Source organism: Embleya sp. NPDC050493 (genome assembly GCF_044458105.1).
In the GTDB taxonomy this organism is placed as follows: Bacteria; Actinomycetota; Actinomycetes; order Streptomycetales; family Streptomycetaceae; genus Embleya.
In genome coordinates, this window is the sequence record NZ_JBITHP010000038.1 from 59,464 (window position 1) to 82,387 (window position 22,924).

Genomic DNA, 22,924 nt, shown 5'->3' on the forward strand with positions numbered 1-22,924 from the left:
CCCCCATGACTGACAGCACCACCCCGCTCCCCGTCCCGAGCGGCCCCCCGACGGGCGATCACCCCGAGCGGTACACGGTGATCTCGGCCGACTGCCACGGCGGCGGCGAGATCCACGGCTATCGCGACTACCTGCCCGCACGCCTGCACGCCGAGTTCGACGCGTGGGTGAGCGGCTACGAGATTCCCTACGAGGACCTCAAGGGCGATCTGGGTCCGCGCAACTGGGACTCCGACCGCCGCATGCGCGACCTCGAAGCGGACGGGGTGGTGGCCGAGGTGATCTTTCCCAACACCGTGCCGCCGTTCTTTCCCAAACCCTCGCTCACCGATCAGCCGCCGGCCGCGAACGCGGGCGACCTGGCGCTGCGTTGGGAGGGACTGAAGGCGCACAACCGCTGGATGGTCGACTTCTGCGCGGCGACGCCCGGACGCCGGGCGGGCATCGTGCAGATCATGCTGCACGACATCCCGGCGGCGGTGGAGGAGATCCGCTGGGCCAAGGAGGCCGGTCTCACCGGCGGCGTGCTGCTGCCCGGCACCCCGCCCGGCTCGGGCCTGGTGCCGATGTTCGACTACGCGCACTACGAGCCGCTGTGGCGGGTGTGCGAGGAGTTGGGCATGCCGGTGAACCACCACACCGGCTCGGCCGCGCCGCCGGCCGGGGACACCGACGTGGACAAGGTGGTGTTCCTGACCGAGGTGTCCTGGTGGGCACACCGCGCGTTCACCCACCTGGTGGTCTCCGGCGCGATGGATCGCCACCCGGGACTCCAGTTCGTCTTCACCGAGCAGGGCACCGCCTGGATCCCGGAGGAGACCCGCCGGCTGGACTACTACTGGCACCGGATGAGCACCGCGGTCGGCTCCCAGGAGTACGAGTGGGGCAGTGCGCTGGTGGGCCGGATGGAGCTCAAGCCCAGCGAGTACTGGGCCCGGCAGTGCCACGTCGGGGCCAGCTTCCAGCGCCCGGCCGAGGCCAAGCTGCGCTACCAGGTGGGCGTGGACCGGATCATGTGGGGCAGCGACTACCCGCACAAGGAGGCCAGCCATCCGTTCAGCCGCGAGGCGCTCCAGCTGACCTACAACGGCATCGACCCGGTCGAGGTCGCGGCCATGGTCGGCGGCAACGCGGCGAAGCTGTACGGCTTCGACCTCGCGGCGCTGGCCCCGATCGCGGCGAAGGTGGGACCCCGGGTCGACCAGGTGTGGGCACCGCTGGCGCCCGAGGACATCCCGGTCGGCGCGGACAAGTGTCCGGCGTTCGTGGGCGCGGCGGGCATCAAGCCGTAACCGCGCCCGGCACGCGGCGCTCCCGGCGTCCGGGGACCGGAACGTTTCGTTCCGATCCCGTCGATGCCGGGAGCGCCGCGGCATCCGTGCGGGTGTGACGCCTTGCACAGGGCTGCCAACCGTCGGGCCGGCGATTTTTCCGGTGAATTCGATCGACACGCTTTAGAGTCCGAGCCATGACTCGACCGGACTGGGCTCCAGAGCACATCGACATCACGCGCGCCAGCGTGGCCCGCGTCTACGACTACGCGCTCGGCGGCGCGCACAACTTCGCGGTCGACCGCGAGGCCGCCGAACTGGTCACCCAGGCGATGCCCGAGCTGCGCGACGTGCTGCGCGGGAACCGGGTGTTCCTCACCCGGGCCGTACACCACCTGCTGGACCTGGGCATCCGGCAGTTCCTGGACCTGGGCTCGGGCATCCCGACGGTGGGCAACGTGCACGAGATCGCGCACAAGGCCGATCCGGACGCGCGGGTGGTCTACGTGGACAACGATCCGGTCGCGGTCGCGCACAGCCAGGCCCTGCTCGCGAACAACCCGAACGCGACCGTGGTCGGCGCCGACCTGACCGATCCGGCCAAGGTGATCGACTCGCCCGAGGTGCGCAAGCTGATCGACTTCTCCCAGCCGGTCGGCGTGCTGATCGTGTCGGTGCTGCACTTCCTGCCGGACGAGGCGGACCCGCCGGGTGTGGTGCGCCAGTACATGGACGCGACCGTGCCCGGCAGCCACCTCGCCCTCTCGCACGCGCACCGCAGCGAGGAGCGCCCGGCCGGGATGGACCGCGCGCTCAGCGAGTACTCGTCCAACGTGCAGCAGATGCACGCCCGTTCGCACGACGGGATCCTGGCCATCTTCGGCGGCCTGGAACTGCTGCCCGCCCGCCTGGTCCCGGTGGACGTGTGGGGCCCCGAGGGCCGGCTCGGCGACCCCGCGGTGAAGCTGCCTCAGCTGGCGGGCGTCGCGGTCAAGGCCTGAGCGGCCGGCACCGGGTTGTAGAACTCGCGCTGGCCGACCACCAGGCCGTCCCGGAAGGCCAGCACCGCGATGTAGGTGTTCGCGTAGGCGCGGTCGGTGGGCCTGGCCCGACCCTCACCGGTGAACTCCACGATCACGGTGTCCGGGTCCACGCAGCCGTGGACCCGGGTCACCGTCAGGCGCAGCTCGAAGATGCCGAGCGCGACCTCCAGATAAGCGTCCACCGCCGCCTTGCCCTCGATCCGCACCGGCGGGTCGGCGTAGGGGAATTCGAGCACGACGTCCGGGTGGTAGCAGGCCACCTGGGCGCTCCGGTCGCCCGCGCTCACCGCCGCGAGCAGCCGCTCGGCGATCCGGACGTGGTGCGCGCGTCGTGTGCGGGCCTGTTCGGGGTCGTTCGCATCCATGGCCGCAGCCTGGCCCACAACGGTTGCCGAGGGAAGATCACGCGGTGGCCGGTTGTCCCTCCCAGGCCGGCACCGCGCGGGTCTCCGGCAACGCGGTGAAGCACGCCACGCTGAGCACCGCGGCCGCCGCGAGATAGGCCGCGACACTCCACGGGGTGCCCTCGCCCCGGGCCAGTTCGGTGGCCACGATCGGGGTCAGCGCACCGCCGAACACACCGCCCAGGTTGTACGCGGTGGACGCGCCGGTGCACCGCACGCGCGGCTCGAACAGTTCGGACAGGTAGGTGCCGACCACCGAGAACATCGTGATGAAGGCGATCAGCGTGCCCAGGCAGGCCAGCGTCATGCACACCGGCTCACCGGTGGCCAGCAGCCCCAGCATCGGGAACGCCCACAACCCCATCGCCGCACACCCCGCCACGCACAGCGGCTTGCGCCCGTACCGGTCGCCCAGCAGCGCGAACAGCGGCGTGGCCACGGCCTTGCCGACCACGGCGACCATGATGCACGCGAGCATCGTGGTGCGCCCGACCGCCAGCTTGTCGGTGGCGTAGTGCAACGACCAGGTCGTGGTCAGATAGAACCCCACGTAGCCGCAGGTCAGCGCCCCGGCGACGAGCAGGATCAGCCGCCAGTGCCCGCGCACCACCTCGGTGAACGGGCTCGCCGAAAGCCCGTTCGCGGCGGCCAGTTCGACGAACGCCGGGGTCTCCTCGATCGAGGCGCGCAGCAGCAGTCCGCCGGCCGCGAGCACGCCGGCGAACAGGAACGGCACCCGCCAGCCCCAGGACTGGAACTGTGCGTCGCTCAGCGCGCCCGACAGGGTCAGCATGATGCCGTTGGCGAGCAGGAACCCGATCGCGGGGCCGGCCTGCGGGAAGCTGCCCCACAGCGCACGGCGTCCCGGGGGCGCGTGCTCGGCCGCCAGCAGCACCGCACCGCCCCATTCACCGCCGACGCCCAGCCCCTGGCAGAAGCGCAGCAGCACGAGCAGGATCGGCGCGGCCGGACCGATCCGGTCGTAGGTGGGCAACAACCCGACCAGCACGGTCGCGATGCCGGTCAGCAGCAGTGAGCCGACCAGAACCGGACGCCGCCCGCGCCGGTCGCCCAGCCGGCCGAACAACACCGAACCCAGCGGTCGCGAGACGAACCCGACCGCGTACGTGGCGAATGCCGCGAGGGTGCCCGCGATCGGCGAGAAGTCGGGAAAGAACAGCGGTCCGAGCACCAGAGCCGCGGCCGTGCCGTAGACGAAGAAATCGTAGAACTCGATCGACGTGCCGGCGAAGGACGCCGCCGCGATCCGGACCATGGAGACATTTCGCGTCACACCCGGCCCAACGATCGGGTGGGCATGTGGTCACCCGTGCGGGCGTCACCCGTCCGGGGCGGTCTGCCGGGCCTGTCCGTGCGCGTCGCGGCGACCGGGGGTTCGGGCGTCGCCCAGGTCCGCCAGCCACGGCGCGCCCGCGTCGTCGCCCACATGTCCCAGCGCCCAGGCCGGGTTCTGGCACATCGCGGTCTGCACGATCTGGGTGCCCGGCAACGTCACCGGCCAGCACAGCAGATGCCCGGCCAACCACCAGAACTTGCCGAGCACGGCCACCGAGAGATCGTCCTCGCCCGGCGGCCGATCCCGGTACTCGTGCCGGTACCAGGTGCGCACCACCTGCGGCCAGGTCTGCTCGGCGATCACCGTGCCGTCCCGATCGCGCAGCGGCCCGTTGCGAAACGACACGTCCCGGGCGATCCGGTGGGTCACCCGCAAACCCAGCGCACGCCGCACGGGAGTGAGCAGGATGGTCACCCCGCCGCACACCGACCAGGTCAGCATCGACGGCCACAGGCCGAACACCAGGAACAACACCGCACCGACCGCGCCGAGCGGCAGGCCGACCGCGCGCGCCGCGACCGGCTCCGCGTACACCTTCAGCGGTGTGATCGGGACCCGGAAGACGGTGCCGGGCGTGGTGGCATAGCGCGACTCGTCGAAGTCGAGTGCGCGCGCCCGGCGATGCGTCCGGGTCTGGAACCACGGCAGGGCCAGGGACAGCACCGCGCCGGCAACACCGAGTACAAACCAGGGCAGGGACACCTCGGGCAGTTCCATCGCCACGTCACCCCTTCGCGCGCGTCGATGTCTCCACGGTCGCCCATGGCGGCCCCCGGCGGAAGACCACGGCCTCGACAAGTGGCAGAAAATGCGCGGCTCCGCCCGGCTCGACCCACGGCACGGCCCTTCGCCCGATTCACCCCACCGGCCGCGCGGCGGTCGGCCGTTGCGGTCCTGCGCGACCTCGGCGGAGTCCGAGCCGCCGGCCAGGCGGCTCCGCGCCTCGGTCGCGGGCGCACGACGCGTCGACCCGCCGCGGGCGTCCCGCCCGCGGCGTCACCGGCGGCGGTAGCCGGTCACACCGTGGATGCGGGCCAGGTGTTGGCGCAGCGCGGCCACCCGGGGGTGTTGCGGGCCCAGGCGGTGCTCCTGTTCGGCGAGCAGCGGCACCAGCACCCGCTCGGACTGGTAGGGGTCGCCCAGCGCGGCGAGCAACAACCCGATCCGCTCGCGCAGGTCGAACCCCTGGTACACGTCGGCATCGGGCACCCGCCGATGCAGGTCCAGCAGCCGTCGGTACTCGCCGAGCGCGGCGGGCAGTTCGCCCAATTCCTCCAGGCACGCCGCGACCTGTCGGCCGTACTCCATCGCCTCCGCGTCGAGCGGCCCGCCGGATGCCGCGAACACGCCCGCGATGTACTGCAACTCCGGGAGCGCGCGCCGGAACTGACGGTCCGCCAACAACGTGTCGGCGAGCGCCTGGCGCAACCCGAGGACGAGCGGGTCGTGTTCACCGTGCCGGGCGATGGCCACCGGCAGGGCCGCGCCGAGCACATCCACGGCCTGGGTCAGCGCGCCCTCGCCGAGCAGCCGGTTGGCCTCGTCGAGCGCGCTGCGCACATCCGGCACGGGCGGCGCGGCGGAGGGCACCGCGGCCCAGTCCGGATCCGGGCGGGGCGGGTGCGCGGCGGGGCCGGCGCTCATCGCCCACGGCGGCGCCGGCCGGTCGGGCACCGCCGCGCGCACCGGCCCGGGCAGGCCCGGCAGCGGCTGCGGTGCGGCCGGGAAGCGCAGCGGGCGGGTCGGGTCCATCGGCGCGGTCGGCGCCAGCGCGTCGCCGTTGCCCACGGGCAGCAGCGGCACCAGCAACCGGTAGACCTCCTGCGCGTTCGCGGGCCGCTGATCGGGCTGCTTGCCCAGCAGGTGCAGCACGAGCCGGTCCAGCCCGGCGGGAATGTCCGGGCGTCGTGCGCCGAGCGGCTCCGGGGTGCCGTTGAGGTGGCCGAGCATCACCGAGGCCATCGTCGGCCCGGCGAACGGCGCCTGCCCGGCCAGCATTTCGTAGAGCAGGCAGCCGAGCGCGTACAGGTCGGTGCGCGGTTCGACGATGCCGTTCATCTGCTCGGGCGCCATGTACGCGGGCGAGCCCGGCATCGCACCGGTCGTGGTCAGCTTGGTCGACTCCGGGTCGAGCACCGCGGCCACACCCAGATCGAGCACCTTGACCGTGCCGTCCCGGCGGACCATCACGTTGCGCGGCTTGAGGTCGCGGTGCACGACCGGCACCGCGTGCACCGCGGCCAGCACCGAACAGATCTGCGCGGCCACCGCGACCGCCCACTCCCACGGCACCGGTTGGTTCTCGGCGATCAGGTCGGCCAGGTCGCAACCGTCCAGGAGTTGCATCACCAGGTACAGGTCGCCCTCGTCGGTGCCGCCGTCGAACACGGTGACCAGGCCCGGGTGATCGATGCCCGCGGTGACCCGGCACTCGCGCAGGAAGCGCCGTTCCATCGCGCCTCGGTCACCGGCGGCGTCCACCAGGTCGGTGCGCAGCAGCTTGACCGCGACCCGCCGCTGCAAAGTCTGGTCGTATGCCTTCCAGACCTGACCCATGCCGCCGCGGCCGATCGCCGCGGACAGTTCGTAGCGGCCCGCGATCACACGTCCGGGAATGCTCATCGGGATCCTCCGGGGTTGCCGCCACCGTCCTGTTCGCGCAGCCGTTCGCTCAGTCCCTGCAACCGGGCCCGGGCCCGTGCGGCGGGATCGTCCGACGGCGGCGGGCCGGCCGCGGCCGGCGGAGCGACCGGCCCGCGCTGGTCGGCGGGCCCGGCGGCCGGGCCGGTTCGCGGATAGCCCGGCGGGGTCTGCGGCGGCGGGGCCGGGCGGTAGGGCATCGGCTGCGGGTGCGGAAGCGGGTGCGGAAGCGGCCCGACGGGTGCCTGCTGCCACGGCGCGTATCCGGCCTGCGCATGCGGCTGGTGCACGCGCATCGCCTTGGCCCAGCGGGCCGACCTGACACACCACCAGACCGGCACCGCGACCATCAGCACGAGCAGCATGATCGTCCCGACGTCGTCCAGGATCGTCTGCGGTTCGGGCCCACCCACCGCCTCGCGTGCGCGCTTCTCGTCATCCGACTCGCTGCCCACGACCAGGCACACGAAGGCCAGGACCACGCCGACCGCCACGCCGGTGAGGATCACCCAGTCCCAGCGCCTGCGGGTGCGCACGCCCGACACGAGCGGGGGGACCCAGGCCAGCAACCCGATCGAGACGAACGGGAGGACGGCGAGCCCGATGAGCCCGAACCAGTGACCGGCGGTACCGCGTCGACCGGGCACCGGATCGCGCGACGGACCTTCCATGCTGTGTGACTCCCGAGGCTGTGTGACTCCCGAGGCCGGCCGACTCCCCGCACGGGGTGAATCGATGCCGCGTCCGCACCCGGTCTACCGGGAGTCGCGGGCGATGGACCGGGAGACGGCGTGCCGGAAGCCTATCGGCGGGACCGACCGGCCGGCTGCCGACCCGGAAAGCGGGGCGGCACGACCGGTATCGGGTTCTCGGCCGGGTCCCGGACGGGTCGACACGCGGCACCCCTGCCGCTCGCGAGGCCGGCCGCGCCCCGCGACGGCCGGCGACACCCGGCGGCGCCCGACCCGCCGCACGCGGCACCGCACCGCGTGTCGCCCCCCCGCACCCGGCGGGACACACCGGGCACGGCGAGGGGTACCGTGCTCGGGTGTACCGCTTCCTGCTGACCCCGCGCTGGATCGCGATGGCGCTGCTCGTCCTCGTGCTGGTCCCGATCATGGTCGAGCTCGGTTTCTGGCAGTTCCACCGGCACGAGCACAAGGTCGCGCACAACGACCTGATCAGTGCCAACATCGAGCGCGAGCCGGTGCCCGCGGAGTCGATCCTCGCCGTGGGCCGCAAGTTGCCCGGCGATCTCCAGTGGCGCCGGGTCACGGTGACCGGCATGTACGACACCGAGCACGAGATGCTCGCGCGCAACCGGTCGCAGGACGGCGTGCCCGGTTTCTACGTGGTCACCCCGCTGATCACCGCCGACGGCCGTGCCCTCCTCGTCGATCGGGGCTGGGTGAAGAACCCGCCCACCGCGAGCGAACGGCCCGAGGTGCCGCCGGCGCCGAGCGGTCGGGTCACGGTGACCGGCCGGCTGCGTCCGGACGAGACCCGCAAGGACTCCGGCATCCGCGACCTCGAGCTGCCCGACGGCCTGGTGATGCGGATCTCCGGCTTCGAGCTGGCCGCGAAGCTGCCGTACCCGATCCTCGGTGGCTACGTCGAACTCACCGAGCAGACCCCGATGGCCGCGAAGGCGCCGGCGCTGATCCCGGAGCCGGACGACGAGGACCTGGGCCCGCACCTGGCCTACGCGGTGCAGTGGTGGATCTTCGCGTTCGCACTGGTGGCGATGTTCGTCAAGCTGGTGCGCAGCGAGGCCAAGGAGCTCGAAAGCGAACTGGCCGCGCTGGACGAGGAGGCCGCCTCCGCGTCCGAAGAGCCGGCCACGATCTGAGCGGCGGCACCCCGGGCACGGCGGCGCAGGCGGGTCACAAACCCTCGACCAACTCCGGGAGCACCTCGCCGATCGGCTCGCGGATCACCGCGTCGGCGACCCGGTCGTAGGGCGTCTCCCCGGCGTTGACGATCACCAGCCGGGCGCCCGCCTCCTGCGCCACCCGGCACAACGACGCGGCGGGCTCGACCTGGAGCGAGGTGCCGATGGCCAGGAACACGTCACCGACCTGCGCGGCGATCGCGGCCCGCTCCAGCACGCCGTGGTCCAGCCCCTGACCGAACATGATCGTCGCGGTCTTCTGGATCCCGCCGCAGCGCACGCAGCGCGGGTCGTCCTCGCCCATCGCCACCCGCTCCAGGGCCGCGTCCAGGGTCGTGCGCGCGTCGCAGTCGGTACACACCACGTAAAACATGGTGCCGTGCAGTTCGATGATCTTCTCCGGGGCGGTGCCCGCGCGCCGATGCAGGCCGTCCACGTTCTGGGTGATCAACGCGTTGAGCCGACCGGCCCGTTCCAGGGCGACCAGCGCGGTGTGCCCCGCGTTCGGCCCGGCCAGGCGCGCGGGGTTGTCCCGGCGCAACAACCACGAGCGGCGGCGGATGTCCTCGTCGCCCATGTAGTAGCCGTAGGTGACCAGCTTCTCCGCGTCGGGGTCCTTGGTCCACACGCCCTGCGGGCCCCGATAGTCGGGAATGCCGGAGTCGGTGGAGATGCCCGCACCGGTGAGCACGGTCACCCCGTCGTCGGCCCCCCGGATCCACTCCCGCACGATGTCGATCTGCTCGGTCATGCCACCGAGGGTAGCGACCGGCCGACCTGACGACCTGTCATTTACCCCGTGCCGGGGCCGGCAGCGGGCAGGATGGGTGGCATGGATCTTGGACTGCGCGATCGCGTATATCTGGTCACCGGCGGCACCCGCGGCCTCGGCTTCGCCACCGCCCGCGCGCTGGTGGACGACGGCGCCCGGGTGGTGGTCACCGGGCGGGACGAAAAGCGCGCGGCGGAGGCCGTCGCCGCGCTGGGCGGACCCGAACAGGCGCTCGGCATCGCCGCCGACAACGGGGACAGCGGTACCGCCGAGCGGCTGGTGGCCGCGACACTGGCCCGGTTCGAGCGGCTCGACGGCGCGCTCGTGAGCGTCGGCGGGCCGCCCGCCGGCGCGATCACCACGATCGAGGACGACCAGTGGCGGGACGCGTTCGAATCGGTGTTCCTGGGCGCGGTCCGACTCGCCCGGGCGACCGCCTCCGCGCTGGGCGACGGCGGTTCGATCGGCTTCGTGTTGTCGTCGTCGGTGCGCCAGCCGATCCCCGGGCTCGGCGTCTCCAACGGCCTGCGGCCGGGGCTGGCGATGGTGGCCAAGACGCTGGCCGACGAGCTCGGCCCGCGTGGCATCCGGGTGTTCGGGCTGCTGCCCGGGCGGATCGACACCGACCGGGTGCGCGAGTTGGACGACCTGAGCGGCGACGCGGAGGGGACCCGGGCCCGACACGCCGAGTCCATCCCGCTGGCCCGCTACGGCACCCCGGAGGAGTTCGGCCGGGTGGCCGCGTTCACGCTGTCCCCGGCCGCGTCCTACCTGAGCGGCGTGATGATCCCGGTCGACGGCGGCCTGGCCCGCTCGTTGTGACCCGACCGGGCCCGGGATCCGAGCCCGGGGCCCGATACCGACGGGCCCGGGACACGTCCCGGGCCCGCTCGTCCATCCTGCTCCGGGCGCAGCCCGGAACTGCTTCCGGCGCCGCCCGGGACTACTCCAGGTGCCGCTTGGGCAGACCCCGGCTGGTCCGCAGGGTCAGCACCGTGGGCAGCGTGGACAGGCCCACCGCCTCGCGCGCGTTGGGCAGCACCCGGTCGCGTACCGAGCCGAGCAACGCGCGGGGTTCGGCGCCGGGTTCGGCCCGGACCAGGACCCGCAGCGTGGGGCCGTGCCGACGGCGGACCAGATGCGCCGAGACGTGTTCGATGCCGTCCACGTAGGACAGGTCGTCCTCGATCGCGTCGGCGAGCGCGTTGCCGGACACGGTCAGCGTGTCCGCCTCGTCGCCCACCATGCCGAAGCCGGTGCCCAGCCCGGACGGGCCGTCGCCGGCCCCGTCCGTGGTGTCCCGGACCCGCAGCGAGCGCACCGGCCGCCGGCCGAACTGCGCGAACAGCCACCACAGCGCCAGCAGCAGGAGCAGTCCCGGGGCGCCGAAGGCGACCCACCACCACCAGTTGTGGTCGGTCAGCCGCTCGGCCTGACTCGTGGTGATGAACGGCTTGTCCGCCGTACGCACCAGATCGGGATACCAGCCCCGGCCGCGCGCGGCGACCGCGAGCCCGCCCGCGATCAGGCCGAGTCCGACGAGGACCAACAGGATCCGGTTGCAGACCGTACGCATGCCCGCCTCACCTCCCGCTCACGGGCTGAAGGCGCAGATCCACGCGAGGCACCCGGGCCAGCGTGAGCGCGTTCGCGCGTTCCTCGAGTCGTTCGATCAACTCGTCGTGCAGGTCGTCCGGGTCGCGGAAGTGGTAGTCCACCCGCAGCACCGCCTTGCGTCGGCCCATCCGCACCCGCGCGTCCAACACGCCCGAGGAGGCCAGCGCGGTGTGCCGCAGGAACGAGGCGGCGGTGCGCCGGGTCATGTAGACGGTCATCGCGTCGCCCGGCGAGCGCAGCCGCAGCAGACTGCGCCGGCCCGGGGTGGCCGCGAGCACGATCAGCCACAGGCCCAGCACCGCGGCGGTCAGCCCGGCGACGATGGTCCAGTTGTCCCGCCACTCGTGCGTCTGGGCGCGCTCCAGCAGGTCGCGCGACCAGCGCGGGGCGCGGTCGATCCGGGCCGTCACCCCGATGTACAGCGCGGTGCCCGCGACGCCGGCCGCGAGCAGGGCGACCAGCCCGGCCGGAAAACCGCGCGGGGACCAGGCCCGGCGCACCTTGGCACCGTCACCCCAGTCGTCGGTCGCACCCGCCGACGTATCGGCCGGCGAGGCACCCGAGGGCGCCTCCGGCGCAGCCTCCAGGCTCACTGCACTCTCCTCTTGCCGTGCCCCCCACGGGTCAACCGGCCGACCGTCACGTCCACTCGCACCACCGGCATCCCGGTCAGGTACTCCACGTCGGCACGCACCCGCTGCCGGATCGACCGGGCGATCTCGACCACCGGCCCGGGGTAGGGCACGTCCACGTCGAGGTCGACCGTCGCATGGTCGTGGTGCATGGTGGCGCCCGCGCGCGGGGCGCGCAGCACGGTGTCCGGAGCGGCCTCGGTGGTGGCCGCACGCGCCGCGCGGGCGGCGATCTTCTCCACCACGCGCCCGCCGATCTGGAGTACTCCGCGATGCGCGGCCGGCGCCAGGCCCTCCGCCGGTACCGCGCGCATCAGCGCCGCCGGTTGCGCGAGCTGAACAGCTCGCCGAGGTCCAGGTCGCCGTCCAGGAAGCGGCCGACCAGGAAGCCGACCACCCCGAGCGCGGCGACCAGGAGAAAGGCCCCGAACCCGCCGAGCGCGGCGGCCAGGCCGAGGGCCATGCCGACCAGCAGGCCGACCATGGGTGTAGTCATTGGCGAACGACTCCTCACTGAACCGACCATTGGTTGTTGTCGACGGTTGCCGTCGACCCCCGTCGGGTCGGGTGCCGAGGGGCCGTACGGAATCCGGCCGGCCGCCGCGCACCCCGCCCGCTACTCGACGCGCGGGTTGTTGCGCCGTCGATGCCGCTCCGCCAATTGCCGCCAGAGCCGGCCCGGCAACCGGCCGCGACGGTAGACCGTGGTCTCCGCCGCGGCCCCGGAGCGAACCGGCGCCGGAGGCCCGGCCGCGTCGATCAGCGCTCTGAACCGCTCCAGCCCGGCGACGAACTCCTCCGGGTCACCCCCACGATCGGGATGGCTCGCGCGGATGAATTCCCGGTATTCGCGCAGCAGCTGTCGCCGCGCGTCGTCGCCGGGCCCGACCGTCACTGAAGCTGGCGCTCCTTGGAGTCGTCTCCGTCGTATTCGATGTGGATGTCGTCCACCGCGATGTTGACCTCGACCACTTCGAGCGCGGTCATCCGCTCGACGGAGTCGATCACATTCTCGCGGACCGCCTGCGCCAATTCGGCGATGGGCACGCCGTAATCCACGACGATGTTGAGATCCACGGCACACTGCCGCTCGCCCACCTCGACGCTGACGCCCTGTGCCACGTTGGGCTTGCCCCCCGGAATGCGCTGACGCACCGCTCCGAACGCTCGGGCGGCGCCCCCACCGAGCGCGTACACGCCCGGGATCTCGCGGGCGGCGATGCCCGCGATCTTGGCGACCACGCCGTCCGCGATGGACGTGCGGCCCTTGTCGGTGGCCAGCTTGACGACCTCCGTGGAACGAGCGCCGCCCGCCGGCGAACGCTCCTCGTCCTTCTGGAGTGCCTGCGAGCCGGTCTTGCCCTGGGTCGTTGTGTCCGCCATCGGCGCACTTCCTTCCTCGACTGCCCGAACCATGCGACCGGAACCCCACTCGGTCCCGCCTGACATCGGTGCCCGTTGCCGGGTTCACCACACCTGTACGACACACACACCGGGCGAACGTCACGCGTCGATCGGAGGATGTTTCGCGGAATCCGACGCTATCCCGCCGAACGCCTCCTTACACGTACCCGGACCTGCGGCTCGCCGTGGAGTGGCGGTTCTCGTGTTGTGGCCCCCCGGCGCAGTACGGTCGCCGGGTTGGGACGAGGAGGGAAGCCGATGGCCGACGAGGCCGTGCTCGACGAGGGCACCCTGGTGGTGCGGGCTCAAGAGGGCGACGCCGAGGCATTCGAGGTGCTGATGCGTCGGCACGGTCGATCCCTGTACACGCTCGCCTTGCGCATCCTGGGGCGTCCCACGGACGCGGAGGACGCGGTCCAGGAGGCGTTCATCAGCGCGTGGCGCCGACTGCCCGGGTTCCGTGCCGAGTCGTCGTTCCTGACCTGGATGTATCGCATCGTCACCAACCGCGCGTTGAACATCGCCCGGACCAGGCGGCCCACGGTCGGACTGGACCAGGTGCCGGATCGGGCGATAGAGCAGATGGCGGACAATCCGGAGCGACGAGCGGAGGGGTCGGCGGCGCTCAAGGCGCTGCAGCAGGCGATGACCACGCTCACCGAGGAGCAGCGGGCCTGCTGGGTTCTGCGCGAGTTGCACGGGCAGAGCTACGACGAGATCGCGGCGGCCGTGGGAATCGGGGCGAACGCGGTCCGAGGCAGGATCTTCCGAGCACGACAGACCCTGGCGGAGGCGATGCGGCCGTGGACGTGACGAACGAGGCGGGCAGCGGGCCCGACGCACTGCGGCTGCCGTCCGCGGCGGAACTGCTCGCGGCGACCCGGCACACCTCGGCGGAGCCGGCCACCGCGGCGGCCCCGTCGACGGGCGCTGCGGCGGACCCCGATCCGGATCTGCTGCCGTGCGGGCGAGATCCCCAGGCGGTGCTCGAACACGCCGCCGCGGGCGAGTCGGACGAGCACGAGCGCTCGTGTCCCGAATGCCAGGCGCTGCTGCGCGACCACTCGGTGCTCGATCAGGTCACCCGCGAATGGGCCGAGTTGCCGGTGCCGGTGCCGGACGACCTGGGCGCGCGGGTGATGCGCCTGGTTCGGGCCGAGCTGCACACCGGCCGGTTGTTGCCGCTGGGCGAGCCGGACGAGCAGTTGACGCTGACCGAGACCGCCGCGGCGCGTACGCTGCGCGCGGCGGTGGACGCCGAACCCGGTGTGCAGGCCCGCAGTTGCCGGATCCGGCCGTACGAGAACCGGACCGGCGCGGCGGTGCCGGGACCGGTCACCGTGCGGTTGTCGGTCGGCGTGCCCTACGGCGAGCCGATCCACGCGCTGGCCGATCGGCTGCGCGAGCGGGTGCGCCGGGCCGCGAGCGAACGACTGGGGTTGGAAGTGGCGAAGGTGGACGTGGACGTGGTGGGCCTGGAGCCGGCCGCCGGGGCCGGAGAGGCGGACCGATGACACAGCCCGCGACGCGCATCTCACGCGAGATGTCCGTCCTGGCCCGGACCACCGCCGGCGGCGCGGCGCTGGCGGTGCCGGGTGTGGTGGACCTGCAACCGGGTCTGCTGGACGCGGTCGCCCAGGTCTCCGGTGGGCTGATCCCGGGCCGGGTCCCGGGGGTGACCACGCGCGTGCTCGACGGAGTCCTGCACGTGGACGTGCAGTTTCGCGCGGCGGCGGACCACCGGGTGCTGGACGTGGCCCGCGCGGTGCGCGCGGCGGTCACCGCCGAGGTGCGCCGGCAGACCGGCCACCAGCGGGTGGTGGTGCACATCCTGGTCACCGACGCGGGGGTGTGAACCGGCTTCCCGCGGCCGGCGCCGCGCCGCCCCGGTCCGGTCGGGCGAACGCGGCGAGGGCCCGAAGGGCGCATGCCGAGCGGACCCGCCGGGATCCGCCGGACCGGTCCCGGGTCAGACGCCGGCGAGGCTGTACGAGGGCCGCTCGTTCAGCGCGGCCGGATCGTGTCCGGGCAGGTGGCCGTAGGCGCCGATGATGCCGCCGATCTCCTCGGTGGCGGTCAGCGGCCCGGTCGCGTCGGCGGCGCGCGGCACGCGTCCGTGGCCGATCAGCTGGAGCCACTTGTTCAGCGGCAGCCGGGCCCGCTCGTACACCTCCAGAGCCTCGGTCGGGTCCTGGTACGAGGCCAACGAGCGGGCCAGCACCCGCGCGTCCACGATCGACTCGGACGCGCCGCCGAGCACATAGGGGTACATCGGGTGGGCCGCGTCGCCGAGCAGGGTGACCCGGCCGAAGGACCACTGATCCAGCGGCGGTCGGGTCACCAGGGGATAGCCCGACGCCTCGGTCGGCGTGCCGACCATGGCGCCGATGTCCGCGCCCGCGATGCTCCAGCCGCGGAAGACCCGGGTGAGCCGGCGCAGGTCCGCGGGACCGTTCCAGCCGGTGTCGCCGAGCTCGCCGGCCGATTGCCGATCGGGCAGCTCCGCGAGCCAGTTGGTGAGCGTGGTCCCGTCCCGCGGGTCGATCGGCTTGATCGGGTGCGCCATGAAGCGCGCCTCGCCGTGCGCGGTCATGATCATCGTGTGTCCGTCGGCGAACGGTGCGCAGCGGGTGGTGCCGCGCATCAGGATGCGCGGCTGCGCGACCGGCACGCCCTCGTCCGGCAACAGCGTCGCGCGGGTCGCCGAGTTGATCCCGTCCGCCCCGATCAGCACGTCGGCCCGCTCCTGCCAGGGCCGGCCCTCGCCGTCGACGAAGTACGCGGTCACGCCGTCGTCGTCCTGGTCGAATCCGGTCAGTCGCGATCCGGTGCGCACCGCCGGCCGGCCCAGTCGCTGGTAGACCGCGCGCAGCAGGGCGACCTGCAACTCACCGCGGTGCACGGACAGATGCGGCCACAGGAAGCCGGCCCGCTGGCCGCGCGGTTCGAGCACCACGCGCTTGGCCGACCGATCGGGGTAGGCCACGCCGGACAGTGGCACGCCCAGGTTGGCGATCGGATGGTAGAGGTCGAGTTCGGCGAGTTCGCGCACCGCGTGGGGCAGGAGGCTGATGCCGAGCCCGAGGGGCCGGATTCTCAGTGCCGCATCGATCACCGTCACGTCGGTGATGCCCGCGTCGTACAGGCTCAGTGCCACAGCCAGTCCACCTATGCCGCCGCCGGCGACGAGAACACGCACGTAGAAAGCCCCTCTTGCCAACCATTTGGAATATCAACACACTACCTGCCGGCCCGAGCTGCGGTCGGCCGACGCGCGGCTCACCCGGCCAGCACCTCGGAATCCGCCGTTTCCGCTTCCCGGTCCCGGAACTGACGGTGGTACAGGTCCGCGTACAGTCCGTTCCGAACGAGCAACTCGGCGTGCGTGCCCCGCTCGACGATGCCGCCGCCGTCCACCACCAGGATCAGGTCCGCGTCGCGCACGGTGGACAACCGGTGGGCGATCACCAGTGCGGTACGGCCCTCCAGGGCGGTGGCCAGCGCCTGCTGCACCGCCGCCTCGGACTCGGAGTCCAGGTGTGCCGTCGCCTCGTCGAGCACCACCACGCGCGGTGACTTGAGCAGCAGTCGGGCGATCGCGAGCCGCTGCTTCTCCCCGCCGGACAACCGGTGCCCGCGTTCGCCGACCACGGTGTCCAGCCGATCGGGCAACTCGGCGACCAGATCACCGATGTTCGCCCCGCGCAGCGCGGCCCACAGCTCCTCTTCGCTCGCGTCCGGCTTGGCGTAGAGCAGGTTGCCCCGGATCGTGTCGTGGAACATGTGCGAGTCCTGGGTGACCACGCCGACCGCGTCCCGCAGCGAGTCCAGCGTGACGTCGCGCACGTCGTGGCCGCCGATCCGCACCGACCCCTCGGTCACGTCGTAGAGCCGGCCGACCAGCGAGGTGATCGTGGTCTTGCCCGCACCCGAGGGGCCCACCAGGGCCACCACCTGACCGGGCTCGGCCCGGAAGGACACGTCGTGCAACACCGGTTCGGAGCGGCGCCGATCGAGCACCGCGACGCTCTCCAGCGAGGCCAACGACACCTGGTCCGCACCCGGGTAGGCGAACCCGACGCCGTCGAACTCGACGGTGGCCGCATCCGCCGGCAGCGGCTCGGCATCCGGCTTGTCGGCGATCATCGCGGGCAGGTCGAACACCTCGAAGACCCGCTCGAAGCTGACCAGCGCGGTCATCACGTCCACCCGCACGTTCGCCAGCGCGGTCAGCGGCCCGTACAGCCGGCCCAGCAGCACGGTGAGCGCGACCAGCGTGCCCACCGTCAGCCGCCCGTCCACCGCCAGATGCCCGCCGATCAGGTACACCAGCGCGGTCGCCAGCGAGGCGACCAGGGTCAGCGCGGTGGCGAACACCCGGTTCACCAACGCGATCCGGATGCCGATGTCGCGCACCCGGGCGGCCCGCCCGGAGAACAGCGCGTCCTCCTCCTCGGGCCGGCCGAAGATCTTGGCCAGCATCGCGCCGGAGACGTTGAACCGCTCGGTCATCACGGTCGACATCTCGGCGTTCAGCTGCATCTGCTCGCGCGTCATGGTCTGCAACCGGCGACCGATCCATTTGGCCGGCAGCAGGAACAGCGGAAGCAGGATCAGCGAGATCAGGGTGATCTGCCAGGCCAGGTAGAACATCGTGCCCGCGACCAGCACCAGGCTCACCAGGTTGGACACCACGCCGGCCAGGGTCGAGGTGAACGCGCGCTGCGCGGAGAGCACGTCGTTGTTCAGCCGCGAGATCAACGCGCCGGTCTGGGTCCGGGTGAAGAACGCGATCGGCTGCCGCTGCACGTGCGCGAACACCCGGCTGCGCAGTTCGTAGATCGAGCCCTCGCCGATCCGCGCCGAATACCACCGCTCGGCCAGGCCGAACCCGGCGGCGAGCAGTGCGATGCCCGCCACCACCATCGCGAGCACGGTCACCAGGTGACCGTTGCCCTCGAGTACCCCATCGTCCACGATCCGCTGCGCGAGCAGCGGCGGCACGATGGTCAACACCGCGCCGATCACGACCAGGATCAGATACGCGGTGATCTGCCGCGCGAAGGGTCTCGCGAACTCGCCCACCCGCCGAACCGTGCCGGGCGCGAGCTTGCGCTCGACCACCGACGCGTCGCGCGTGTAGGACCGCAGATTCATGCCCATCGGGCCGCCGCCACTCATCACGCCTCGCTCCCGTACATATCGAATGAAGACAACAAAATCCTGAGTCACACTCAGCACTTCGTGTACGGGAACACCGGCACGAGTCCGCTTAGTCCCGGGCCCCGCCCGGCTTTCGCGCAGGCGGCGGCCCGGGATGTGACGTGGGTCTCGCCGTGCGCCCGCTATGCGCCCGTCACTCGCCCGTTCCGGCGAGGTCGCGCAGTCGGCGGGCCTGGGCCGCGCGTTCGGCGGCGCGCTGTTCGTCGTACGTACGCGCCGAAGCGCCCGCGAGCAGGGCCTTCGTCTCGATCACCGCGTCTCGCGGCGCGGCCAGCAGCGCGGCCAGCAGGTCGCGCGCGGCGCCGTCGAGATCCTCGCGCGGCACCGTGAGCGTGGCCAGCCCGGTCGCCACCGCCTCCTGGGCGCCGACCCAGCGCCCGGTGACGCAGATCTCCAGGGCGCGGGCATACCCCACGAGGTCGACCAACGGCTTGGTCCCGGCCAGGTCCGGGACCAGACCGAGCGCGGTCTCGCGCATCGAGAAGCGCGCGTCGTCGGCGCACACCCGCAGATCGCAGGCCAGCGCCAACTGGAAGCCGGCGCCCACCGCATGCCCCTGCACGGCGGCGACGGTGATCAGATCGGGCCGCCGCCACCACGTGAACGCCTCCTGGAACGAGGCGATGGTCGCGTCGAGTTCGTCGTCGCTCGCCCCGGCCAGGGTGACGAGATCCGGCTCCCCCGGGATGCCTCCGCCACCGGGGAACATCCGCCGATCCAGGCCCGCGGAGAACGAGGTGCCCTCCGCGCGCAACAACACGGCCCGGACGTCACCGGGCAGGTCGCGACCGACTGCGGCGAGCGCGCGCCAGAGCGCGGGAGTCTGCGCGTTGCGCCGGTCGGGGTTGGTGAGGGTCACCACCGCGAACGAACCTTCGATCACGACCGAAAGGTCCTGCCGTGCCGCGTGGCCGGCACTGCCGACCCCGCCGCCGTTGTTGTCCGTGCCGCCGTTGCTGTTCGTACTGTCGTCGCTGTTCGTACCGTCGAGCCGATTCGCCACCACGTCCACGGTCCCTCCCGTGTTCGGGTCGCTTCCGTCGAACGACCACGTGCCCGACGTTACCGGTCGGTCACATGGTCGTTCGACGGACGGTACGGTGTTGCCGATCCTCCGGAGCTCGACCTCAGGACGAGGACGACGCGGCGGTCTTGGCCTTGCCCCGCGTTGCCCCACCCCTGCCTCGGAGGGTCACCCCGGACTCGCTGAGCATCCGGTGCACGAAGCCGTAGGAACGGCCCGTCTCCTCCGCGAGGGCGCGGATGCTGGCACCGGAGTCGTACTTCTTCTTGAGGTCAGCCGCGAGCTGCTCGCGCGCGGCACCGGTCACCCGGCTGCCCTTCTTCAGAGTCTCGGCCACACGTGCCTCCTCATAGGAAGTGCGCTCTGGAATCCCATGATCACCCCTGAGGCATGGCATGGCCAGTGATTCCACCAGGCCCGAAGGCTTGATCATCGCGGCGCGTGGCCTCATGCACACAAAGATCACCCGAGCGGAATCACGCCTTCCCGTGCCGAATGCTTGACCGAATCCTGTGTCCGTCGACAAAGGCGCTGGTCACCCATGAGATTCGCGACCTTGCTCTGCGTCGCCGTCGAGGCCGGTGACCGGAATCACCCACAGACCGGAACGATGGCTTCCCCTTGTGAGGGTTTCGTGGTGAAAACCCGGCGGGGGGACGAAAGCGAACACCCCGTCGGGTTGCCGATGAAGGCAACCCGACGGGGTGTCGGTGGTTCCGGGTGTCCGGGCGCGGCGCCCGATGGATCAGGCGAGCGCGACCAGGTCCGCGTAGTCCTCGTTCCACAGGTCCTCGACGCCGTCCGGGAGCAGGATGGTCCGCTCCGGCTGGAGCGCCTCGACCGCGCCCTCGTCGTGGGTGACCAGGACGACGGCGCCCTCGTAGGTGCGCAGCGCGTCCAGCACCTCGGCGCGGCTGGCCGGGTCGAGGTTGTTGGTGGGCTCGTCCAGGAGCAGCACGTTGGCCTTGGAGACCACCAGCGTCGCGAGGGCGAGCCGGGTCTTCTCACCACCGGAGAGCACCCCGGCCGGCTTGTCCACGTCGTCGCCGGAGAACAGGAACGACCCCAACACCTTGCGCACCTCGACCAGGTCGAGGTCGGGCGAGGACGAGCGCATGTTCTCCAGGACCGTGCGCTCCGGGTCGAGCGTCTCGTGTTCCTGCGCGTAGTAGCCCAGTTGAAGCCCGTGGCCGGGTTCGATCTTGCCGGTGTCCGGCGCCTCGACGCCGCCGAGCAGCCGCAGCAGCGTGGTCTTGCCGGCGCCATTGAGGCCCAGGATGACCACTCGCGAGCCCTTGTCGATGGCCAGGTCGACGTCGGTGAAGATCTCCAGCGAGCCGTACGACTTGGACAGGCCGGTCGCCATAAGCGGGGTCTTCCCGCACGGCGCGGGCTTGGGGAAGCGCAGCTTGGCGACCTTGTCCGACTTGCGCTCGCTCTCCAGCCCGGAGAGCAGCTTCTCGGCGCGCCGGGCCATGTTCTGCGCGGCCACCGTCTTGGTCGCCTTGGCCCGCATCTTGTCCGCCTGCGAGAAGAGCTGATCGGCCTTCTTCTCCGCGTTGGCCCGCTCGCGCTTGCGGCGGCGCTCGTCGGTCTCGCGCTGGAGCTTGTAGGCGTTCCAGCCGACGTTGTAGATGTCGATGGTGGTGCGGTTGGCGTCCAGGTAGTACACCTTGTTGACGCACGCCTCCATCAGGCCGACATCGTGACTGATCACGATGAAGCCGCCCTTGTAGGTCTTGAGGAAGTCGCGCAGCCACCCGATCGAGTCGGCGTCGAGGTGGTTGGTCGGCTCGTCCAGGAGCAGCGTGTCCGCGTCCGAGAACAGGATCCGGGCCAGCTCGACCCGGCGCCGCTGACCACCGGAGAGGGTGTGCAGCTCCTGGCCCAGGATCCGGTCCGGCAGACCCAGGCTGGCCGCGATGGTGGCCGCCTCGGCCTCGGCCGCGTAGCCGCCCTTGGTGAGGAACTCGGTCTCCAACCGCGAGTACTTGCGCATCGCCTTCGCGGCGGTCTCGCCGCTCGCGCTGGCCATCAGGCCCTCGGCCTCGCGCATCCCGGAGAGCGCCACGTCCAGCCCGCGTGCGGACAGGATGCGGTCCCGGGCGAGCACGTCCAGGTCGCCGGTGCGCGGGTCCTGCGGGAGGTAGCCGACCTCGCCGGTGCGGGTGATGGTGCCGGACGCGGGCTGGGTCTCCCCGGCGAGCGTCTTGGTGAGGGTGGTCTTGCCGGCGCCGTTGCGGCCCACCAGGCCGATCCGGTCGCCGGCCGCGACCCGGAAGGAAGCCGGTTCGAGCAGGATGCGGGCGCCGGCACGTAGTTCGACGTTGGTTGCGTTGATCATGAAGGACTGGACTCCCGGTCGGGGACTGACGAAGACGGACGGTCGTGCGGGGCTCGCGGGGAAGCCACACCGCTCTAAGGCCGCTCGCGGGGATATCCAGAGAAACCGACCATGCACCCGAGTCTACGGGAGCGCTCGCGGCGGATTTCCGGGCGTCCTGCGGACGCGAGGGCGACCCGGGCCATAAAAAGCCGAAAAGGGGATATCCGTCAGTCGCCATCCTTCACGCCCCTCACCTCCTCTCACATCCCTTCACCTCCCCTTCGCGTCCCCAGGCGGTGCCCGATGCAGTTCGACGACGACGCGGATCTCGACACGTCACAGATCGAGGACAGCCGCGGCTCGGGCGGCGGCGGGCTGCGCCGGCCCGGGATCGCGGTGGGCGGCGGCGCGGCGGGGCTGATCGCGGTGGTGCTCGGCCTGATCTTCGGCCTGAGCCCGGACCGGCTCGGCCTGAGCGACGGCGGCGGCTCGGCCCCGGCCCCCGCGGACAACCGCGCCGTCGAGGACTCGTGCCGCAAGGGCACCGACGCCAACGCGCGCGACGACTGCCGGATCGTAGGGGTGGTCAACAGCGTGCAGACGTACTGGACGAGCGAGTACCGGAGCCGGGGCACCACCTACAAGCCGGCGCCGACCCGGTTCTTCACCGGCAGCACCTCGACCGCATGCGGCGGGGCGACCTCGGCGGTGGGCCCCTTCTACTGCCCGGGCGATCGCAAGGTCTACATCGATCTGGGCTTCTTCGACGAACTGCGCGGCAAGTTCGGCGCCAGGGGCGGACCGTTCGCGGAGGCGTACGTGCTCGCCCACGAGTACGGCCACCACATCCAGGACCTGACCGGCCAAATGGCCAAGGTCGGCAACGACCGCGAGGGCCCGCAGAGCGGCTCCGTCCGCCTCGAACTCCAGGCCGACTGCTACGCCGGCGTCTGGGCCAAACACGCGACCACCACCCCGCAAGCCAACGGCCGCCCCCTGATCACCCAACTCACCGACCAGGACATCGCCGACGGCCTCGACGCCGCAGCAGCCGTGGGCGACGACCGCATCCAACAACAATTCCAGGGCCGAGTAACCCCGGAAACCTGGACCCACGGCTCCGCAACCCAACGCCAACAATGGTTCCGCCAGGGCTACACCACAGGCGACCCCACCAAATGCGACACCTTCACATCCCGCCTATAACCCCCACCCCCACCCCCGCCCCGACCCACCCAGATGGCAACCACCCCCGCCCGCCCAGAATGGCCCCCCCCCCCCCCCGCCGCAGAGGCGCAAGAACCCCGCCCGCCCGGGAAG

The 22,924-nt window shown here is 71.9% G+C and carries 25 protein-coding genes; 8 read left to right on the forward strand and 17 right to left on the reverse strand.

What is annotated here, in order from left to right; translation table 11 throughout:
• Window positions 1-5 precede the first annotated feature (5 nt).
• Window positions 6-1,292 carry an amidohydrolase family protein gene (locus ACIBM5_RS42185; protein ID WP_396011983.1) on the forward strand — a complete coding sequence of 429 codons (1,287 nt, stop codon included), beginning with the start codon at window positions 6-8 and terminating at the stop codon, window positions 1,290-1,292.
• Between the two features lie 176 nt (window positions 1,293-1,468).
• On the forward strand, window positions 1,469-2,272 hold the full coding sequence (locus ACIBM5_RS42190) for an SAM-dependent methyltransferase (protein ID WP_391582502.1): 804 nt from the start codon (window positions 1,469-1,471) through the stop codon (window positions 2,270-2,272).
• Here ACIBM5_RS42190 and ACIBM5_RS42195 read toward each other — a convergent pair.
• From ACIBM5_RS42195 to ACIBM5_RS42215, 5 genes are all read right to left on the reverse strand, one after another.
• Complete coding sequence (locus ACIBM5_RS42195) at window positions 2,242-2,679, reverse strand: nuclear transport factor 2 family protein (RefSeq protein ID WP_391582503.1); 438 nt, start codon at window positions 2,677-2,679, stop codon at window positions 2,242-2,244. The genes ACIBM5_RS42190 and ACIBM5_RS42195 overlap by 31 nt on opposite strands.
• A 37-nt stretch (window positions 2,680-2,716) precedes the next feature.
• Window positions 2,717-3,994 carry an MFS transporter gene (locus ACIBM5_RS42200; protein WP_396012001.1) on the reverse strand — a complete coding sequence of 426 codons (1,278 nt, stop codon included), beginning with the start codon at window positions 3,992-3,994 and terminating at the stop codon, window positions 2,717-2,719.
• Between the two features lie 63 nt (window positions 3,995-4,057).
• Window positions 4,058-4,798 (reverse strand): hypothetical protein, encoded by a 741-nt coding sequence (locus ACIBM5_RS42205; RefSeq protein ID WP_396011984.1) that lies wholly within the window; start codon window positions 4,796-4,798, stop codon window positions 4,058-4,060.
• Between the two features lie 273 nt (window positions 4,799-5,071).
• Entirely contained in the window at window positions 5,072-6,697 is a 1,626-nt protein-coding gene (locus ACIBM5_RS42210) for a protein kinase (protein ID WP_396011985.1), read from the reverse strand.
• On the reverse strand, window positions 6,694-7,386 hold the full coding sequence (locus ACIBM5_RS42215; RefSeq protein ID WP_396011986.1) for a hypothetical protein: 693 nt from the start codon (window positions 7,384-7,386) through the stop codon (window positions 6,694-6,696). The genes ACIBM5_RS42210 and ACIBM5_RS42215 overlap by 4 nt, the downstream gene beginning before the upstream one ends.
• A 377-nt stretch (window positions 7,387-7,763) precedes the next feature.
• Here ACIBM5_RS42215 and ACIBM5_RS42220 point away from each other — a divergent pair, with 377 nt between their 5' ends.
• On the forward strand, window positions 7,764-8,564 hold the full coding sequence (locus ACIBM5_RS42220) for an SURF1 family protein (RefSeq protein ID WP_396011987.1): 801 nt from the start codon (window positions 7,764-7,766) through the stop codon (window positions 8,562-8,564).
• 34 nt (window positions 8,565-8,598) lie between these two features.
• Here the strand turns inward: ACIBM5_RS42220 and ACIBM5_RS42225 are convergent, their stop codons facing one another.
• A complete protein-coding gene (locus ACIBM5_RS42225; protein ID WP_396011988.1) occupies window positions 8,599-9,357 on the reverse strand; it encodes an SIR2 family NAD-dependent protein deacylase in 759 nt (252 codons plus the stop codon).
• A gap of 81 nt (window positions 9,358-9,438) precedes the next feature.
• Between ACIBM5_RS42225 and ACIBM5_RS42230 the strand changes: the two genes are divergently transcribed.
• Complete coding sequence (locus ACIBM5_RS42230) at window positions 9,439-10,200, forward strand: SDR family oxidoreductase (protein ID WP_396011989.1); 762 nt, start codon at window positions 9,439-9,441, stop codon at window positions 10,198-10,200.
• Between the two features lie 121 nt (window positions 10,201-10,321).
• Here the strand turns inward: ACIBM5_RS42230 and ACIBM5_RS42235 are convergent, their stop codons facing one another.
• The 6 genes from ACIBM5_RS42235 to ACIBM5_RS42260 form a co-directional block, all read right to left on the reverse strand.
• Window positions 10,322-10,954, reverse strand: coding sequence for a hypothetical protein (locus ACIBM5_RS42235; protein ID WP_396011990.1), 633 nt, complete (start codon window positions 10,952-10,954; stop codon window positions 10,322-10,324).
• A 7-nt stretch (window positions 10,955-10,961) separates the two neighbouring features.
• Complete coding sequence (locus tag ACIBM5_RS42240) at window positions 10,962-11,588, reverse strand: DUF6286 domain-containing protein (protein WP_396011991.1); 627 nt, start codon at window positions 11,586-11,588, stop codon at window positions 10,962-10,964.
• Window positions 11,585-11,941: an Asp23/Gls24 family envelope stress response protein gene (locus tag ACIBM5_RS42245; protein ID WP_396011992.1), complete on the reverse strand. Its 357-nt coding sequence runs from the start codon at window positions 11,939-11,941 to the stop codon at window positions 11,585-11,587. Before ACIBM5_RS42245 ends, ACIBM5_RS42240 begins: the two co-directional genes overlap by 4 nt.
• The gene (locus ACIBM5_RS42250; RefSeq protein WP_078977717.1) at window positions 11,941-12,123 is read right to left on the reverse strand and encodes a hypothetical protein; all 183 of its coding nucleotides are present in this window, start codon (window positions 12,121-12,123) and stop codon (window positions 11,941-11,943) included. The genes ACIBM5_RS42245 and ACIBM5_RS42250 overlap by 1 nt, the downstream gene beginning before the upstream one ends.
• Window positions 12,124-12,243: 120 nt before the next feature.
• The gene (locus ACIBM5_RS42255) at window positions 12,244-12,522 is read right to left on the reverse strand and encodes a hypothetical protein (RefSeq protein ID WP_360305301.1); all 279 of its coding nucleotides are present in this window, start codon (window positions 12,520-12,522) and stop codon (window positions 12,244-12,246) included.
• Window positions 12,519-13,010 carry an Asp23/Gls24 family envelope stress response protein gene (locus ACIBM5_RS42260; RefSeq protein WP_391582513.1) on the reverse strand — a complete coding sequence of 164 codons (492 nt, stop codon included), beginning with the start codon at window positions 13,008-13,010 and terminating at the stop codon, window positions 12,519-12,521. Before ACIBM5_RS42260 ends, ACIBM5_RS42255 begins: the two co-directional genes overlap by 4 nt.
• 279 nt (window positions 13,011-13,289) lie before the next feature.
• On the opposite strand from ACIBM5_RS42260, the gene ACIBM5_RS42265 reads away from it, so the two are divergent.
• From ACIBM5_RS42265 to ACIBM5_RS42275, 3 genes are read left to right on the forward strand one after another with little or no spacing between them, the layout of a single operon-like run.
• Window positions 13,290-13,844 carry an RNA polymerase sigma factor gene (locus ACIBM5_RS42265; protein WP_396011993.1) on the forward strand — a complete coding sequence of 185 codons (555 nt, stop codon included), beginning with the start codon at window positions 13,290-13,292 and terminating at the stop codon, window positions 13,842-13,844.
• Window positions 13,835-14,545 carry an Asp23/Gls24 family envelope stress response protein gene (locus ACIBM5_RS42270; RefSeq protein ID WP_396011994.1) on the forward strand — a complete coding sequence of 237 codons (711 nt, stop codon included), beginning with the start codon at window positions 13,835-13,837 and terminating at the stop codon, window positions 14,543-14,545. The genes ACIBM5_RS42265 and ACIBM5_RS42270 overlap by 10 nt, the downstream gene beginning before the upstream one ends.
• Window positions 14,542-14,886: an Asp23/Gls24 family envelope stress response protein gene (locus tag ACIBM5_RS42275; protein WP_391582516.1), complete on the forward strand. Its 345-nt coding sequence runs from the start codon at window positions 14,542-14,544 to the stop codon at window positions 14,884-14,886. Before ACIBM5_RS42270 ends, ACIBM5_RS42275 begins: the two co-directional genes overlap by 4 nt.
• A 114-nt stretch (window positions 14,887-15,000) precedes the next feature.
• Here ACIBM5_RS42275 and ACIBM5_RS42280 read toward each other — a convergent pair whose 3' ends face one another.
• The 5 genes from ACIBM5_RS42280 to ACIBM5_RS42300 all read right to left on the reverse strand — a co-directional run bounded on the left by ACIBM5_RS42280 (window position 15,001) and on the right by ACIBM5_RS42300 (window position 21,622).
• On the reverse strand, window positions 15,001-16,230 hold the full coding sequence (locus ACIBM5_RS42280; protein WP_396011995.1) for an FAD-dependent monooxygenase: 1,230 nt from the start codon (window positions 16,228-16,230) through the stop codon (window positions 15,001-15,003).
• An 80-nt stretch (window positions 16,231-16,310) separates the two neighbouring features.
• Entirely contained in the window at window positions 16,311-18,212 is a 1,902-nt protein-coding gene (locus tag ACIBM5_RS42285) for an ABC transporter ATP-binding protein (RefSeq protein ID WP_396011996.1), read from the reverse strand.
• A gap of 175 nt (window positions 18,213-18,387) precedes the next feature.
• Window positions 18,388-19,137, reverse strand: coding sequence for an enoyl-CoA hydratase/isomerase family protein (locus ACIBM5_RS42290; protein WP_396012002.1), 750 nt, complete (start codon window positions 19,135-19,137; stop codon window positions 18,388-18,390).
• A 244-nt stretch (window positions 19,138-19,381) separates the two neighbouring features.
• Window positions 19,382-19,615: a helix-turn-helix domain-containing protein gene (locus ACIBM5_RS42295; protein ID WP_391582519.1), complete on the reverse strand. Its 234-nt coding sequence runs from the start codon at window positions 19,613-19,615 to the stop codon at window positions 19,382-19,384.
• A 408-nt stretch (window positions 19,616-20,023) separates the two neighbouring features.
• Window positions 20,024-21,622 carry an ABC-F family ATP-binding cassette domain-containing protein gene (locus ACIBM5_RS42300; RefSeq protein WP_396011997.1) on the reverse strand — a complete coding sequence of 533 codons (1,599 nt, stop codon included), beginning with the start codon at window positions 21,620-21,622 and terminating at the stop codon, window positions 20,024-20,026.
• Between the two features lie 285 nt (window positions 21,623-21,907).
• Here ACIBM5_RS42300 and ACIBM5_RS42305 point away from each other — a divergent pair, with 285 nt between their 5' ends.
• Entirely contained in the window at window positions 21,908-22,810 is a 903-nt protein-coding gene (locus ACIBM5_RS42305) for a neutral zinc metallopeptidase (RefSeq protein ID WP_396011998.1), read from the forward strand.
• Window positions 22,811-22,924: the final 114 nt, after the last annotated feature.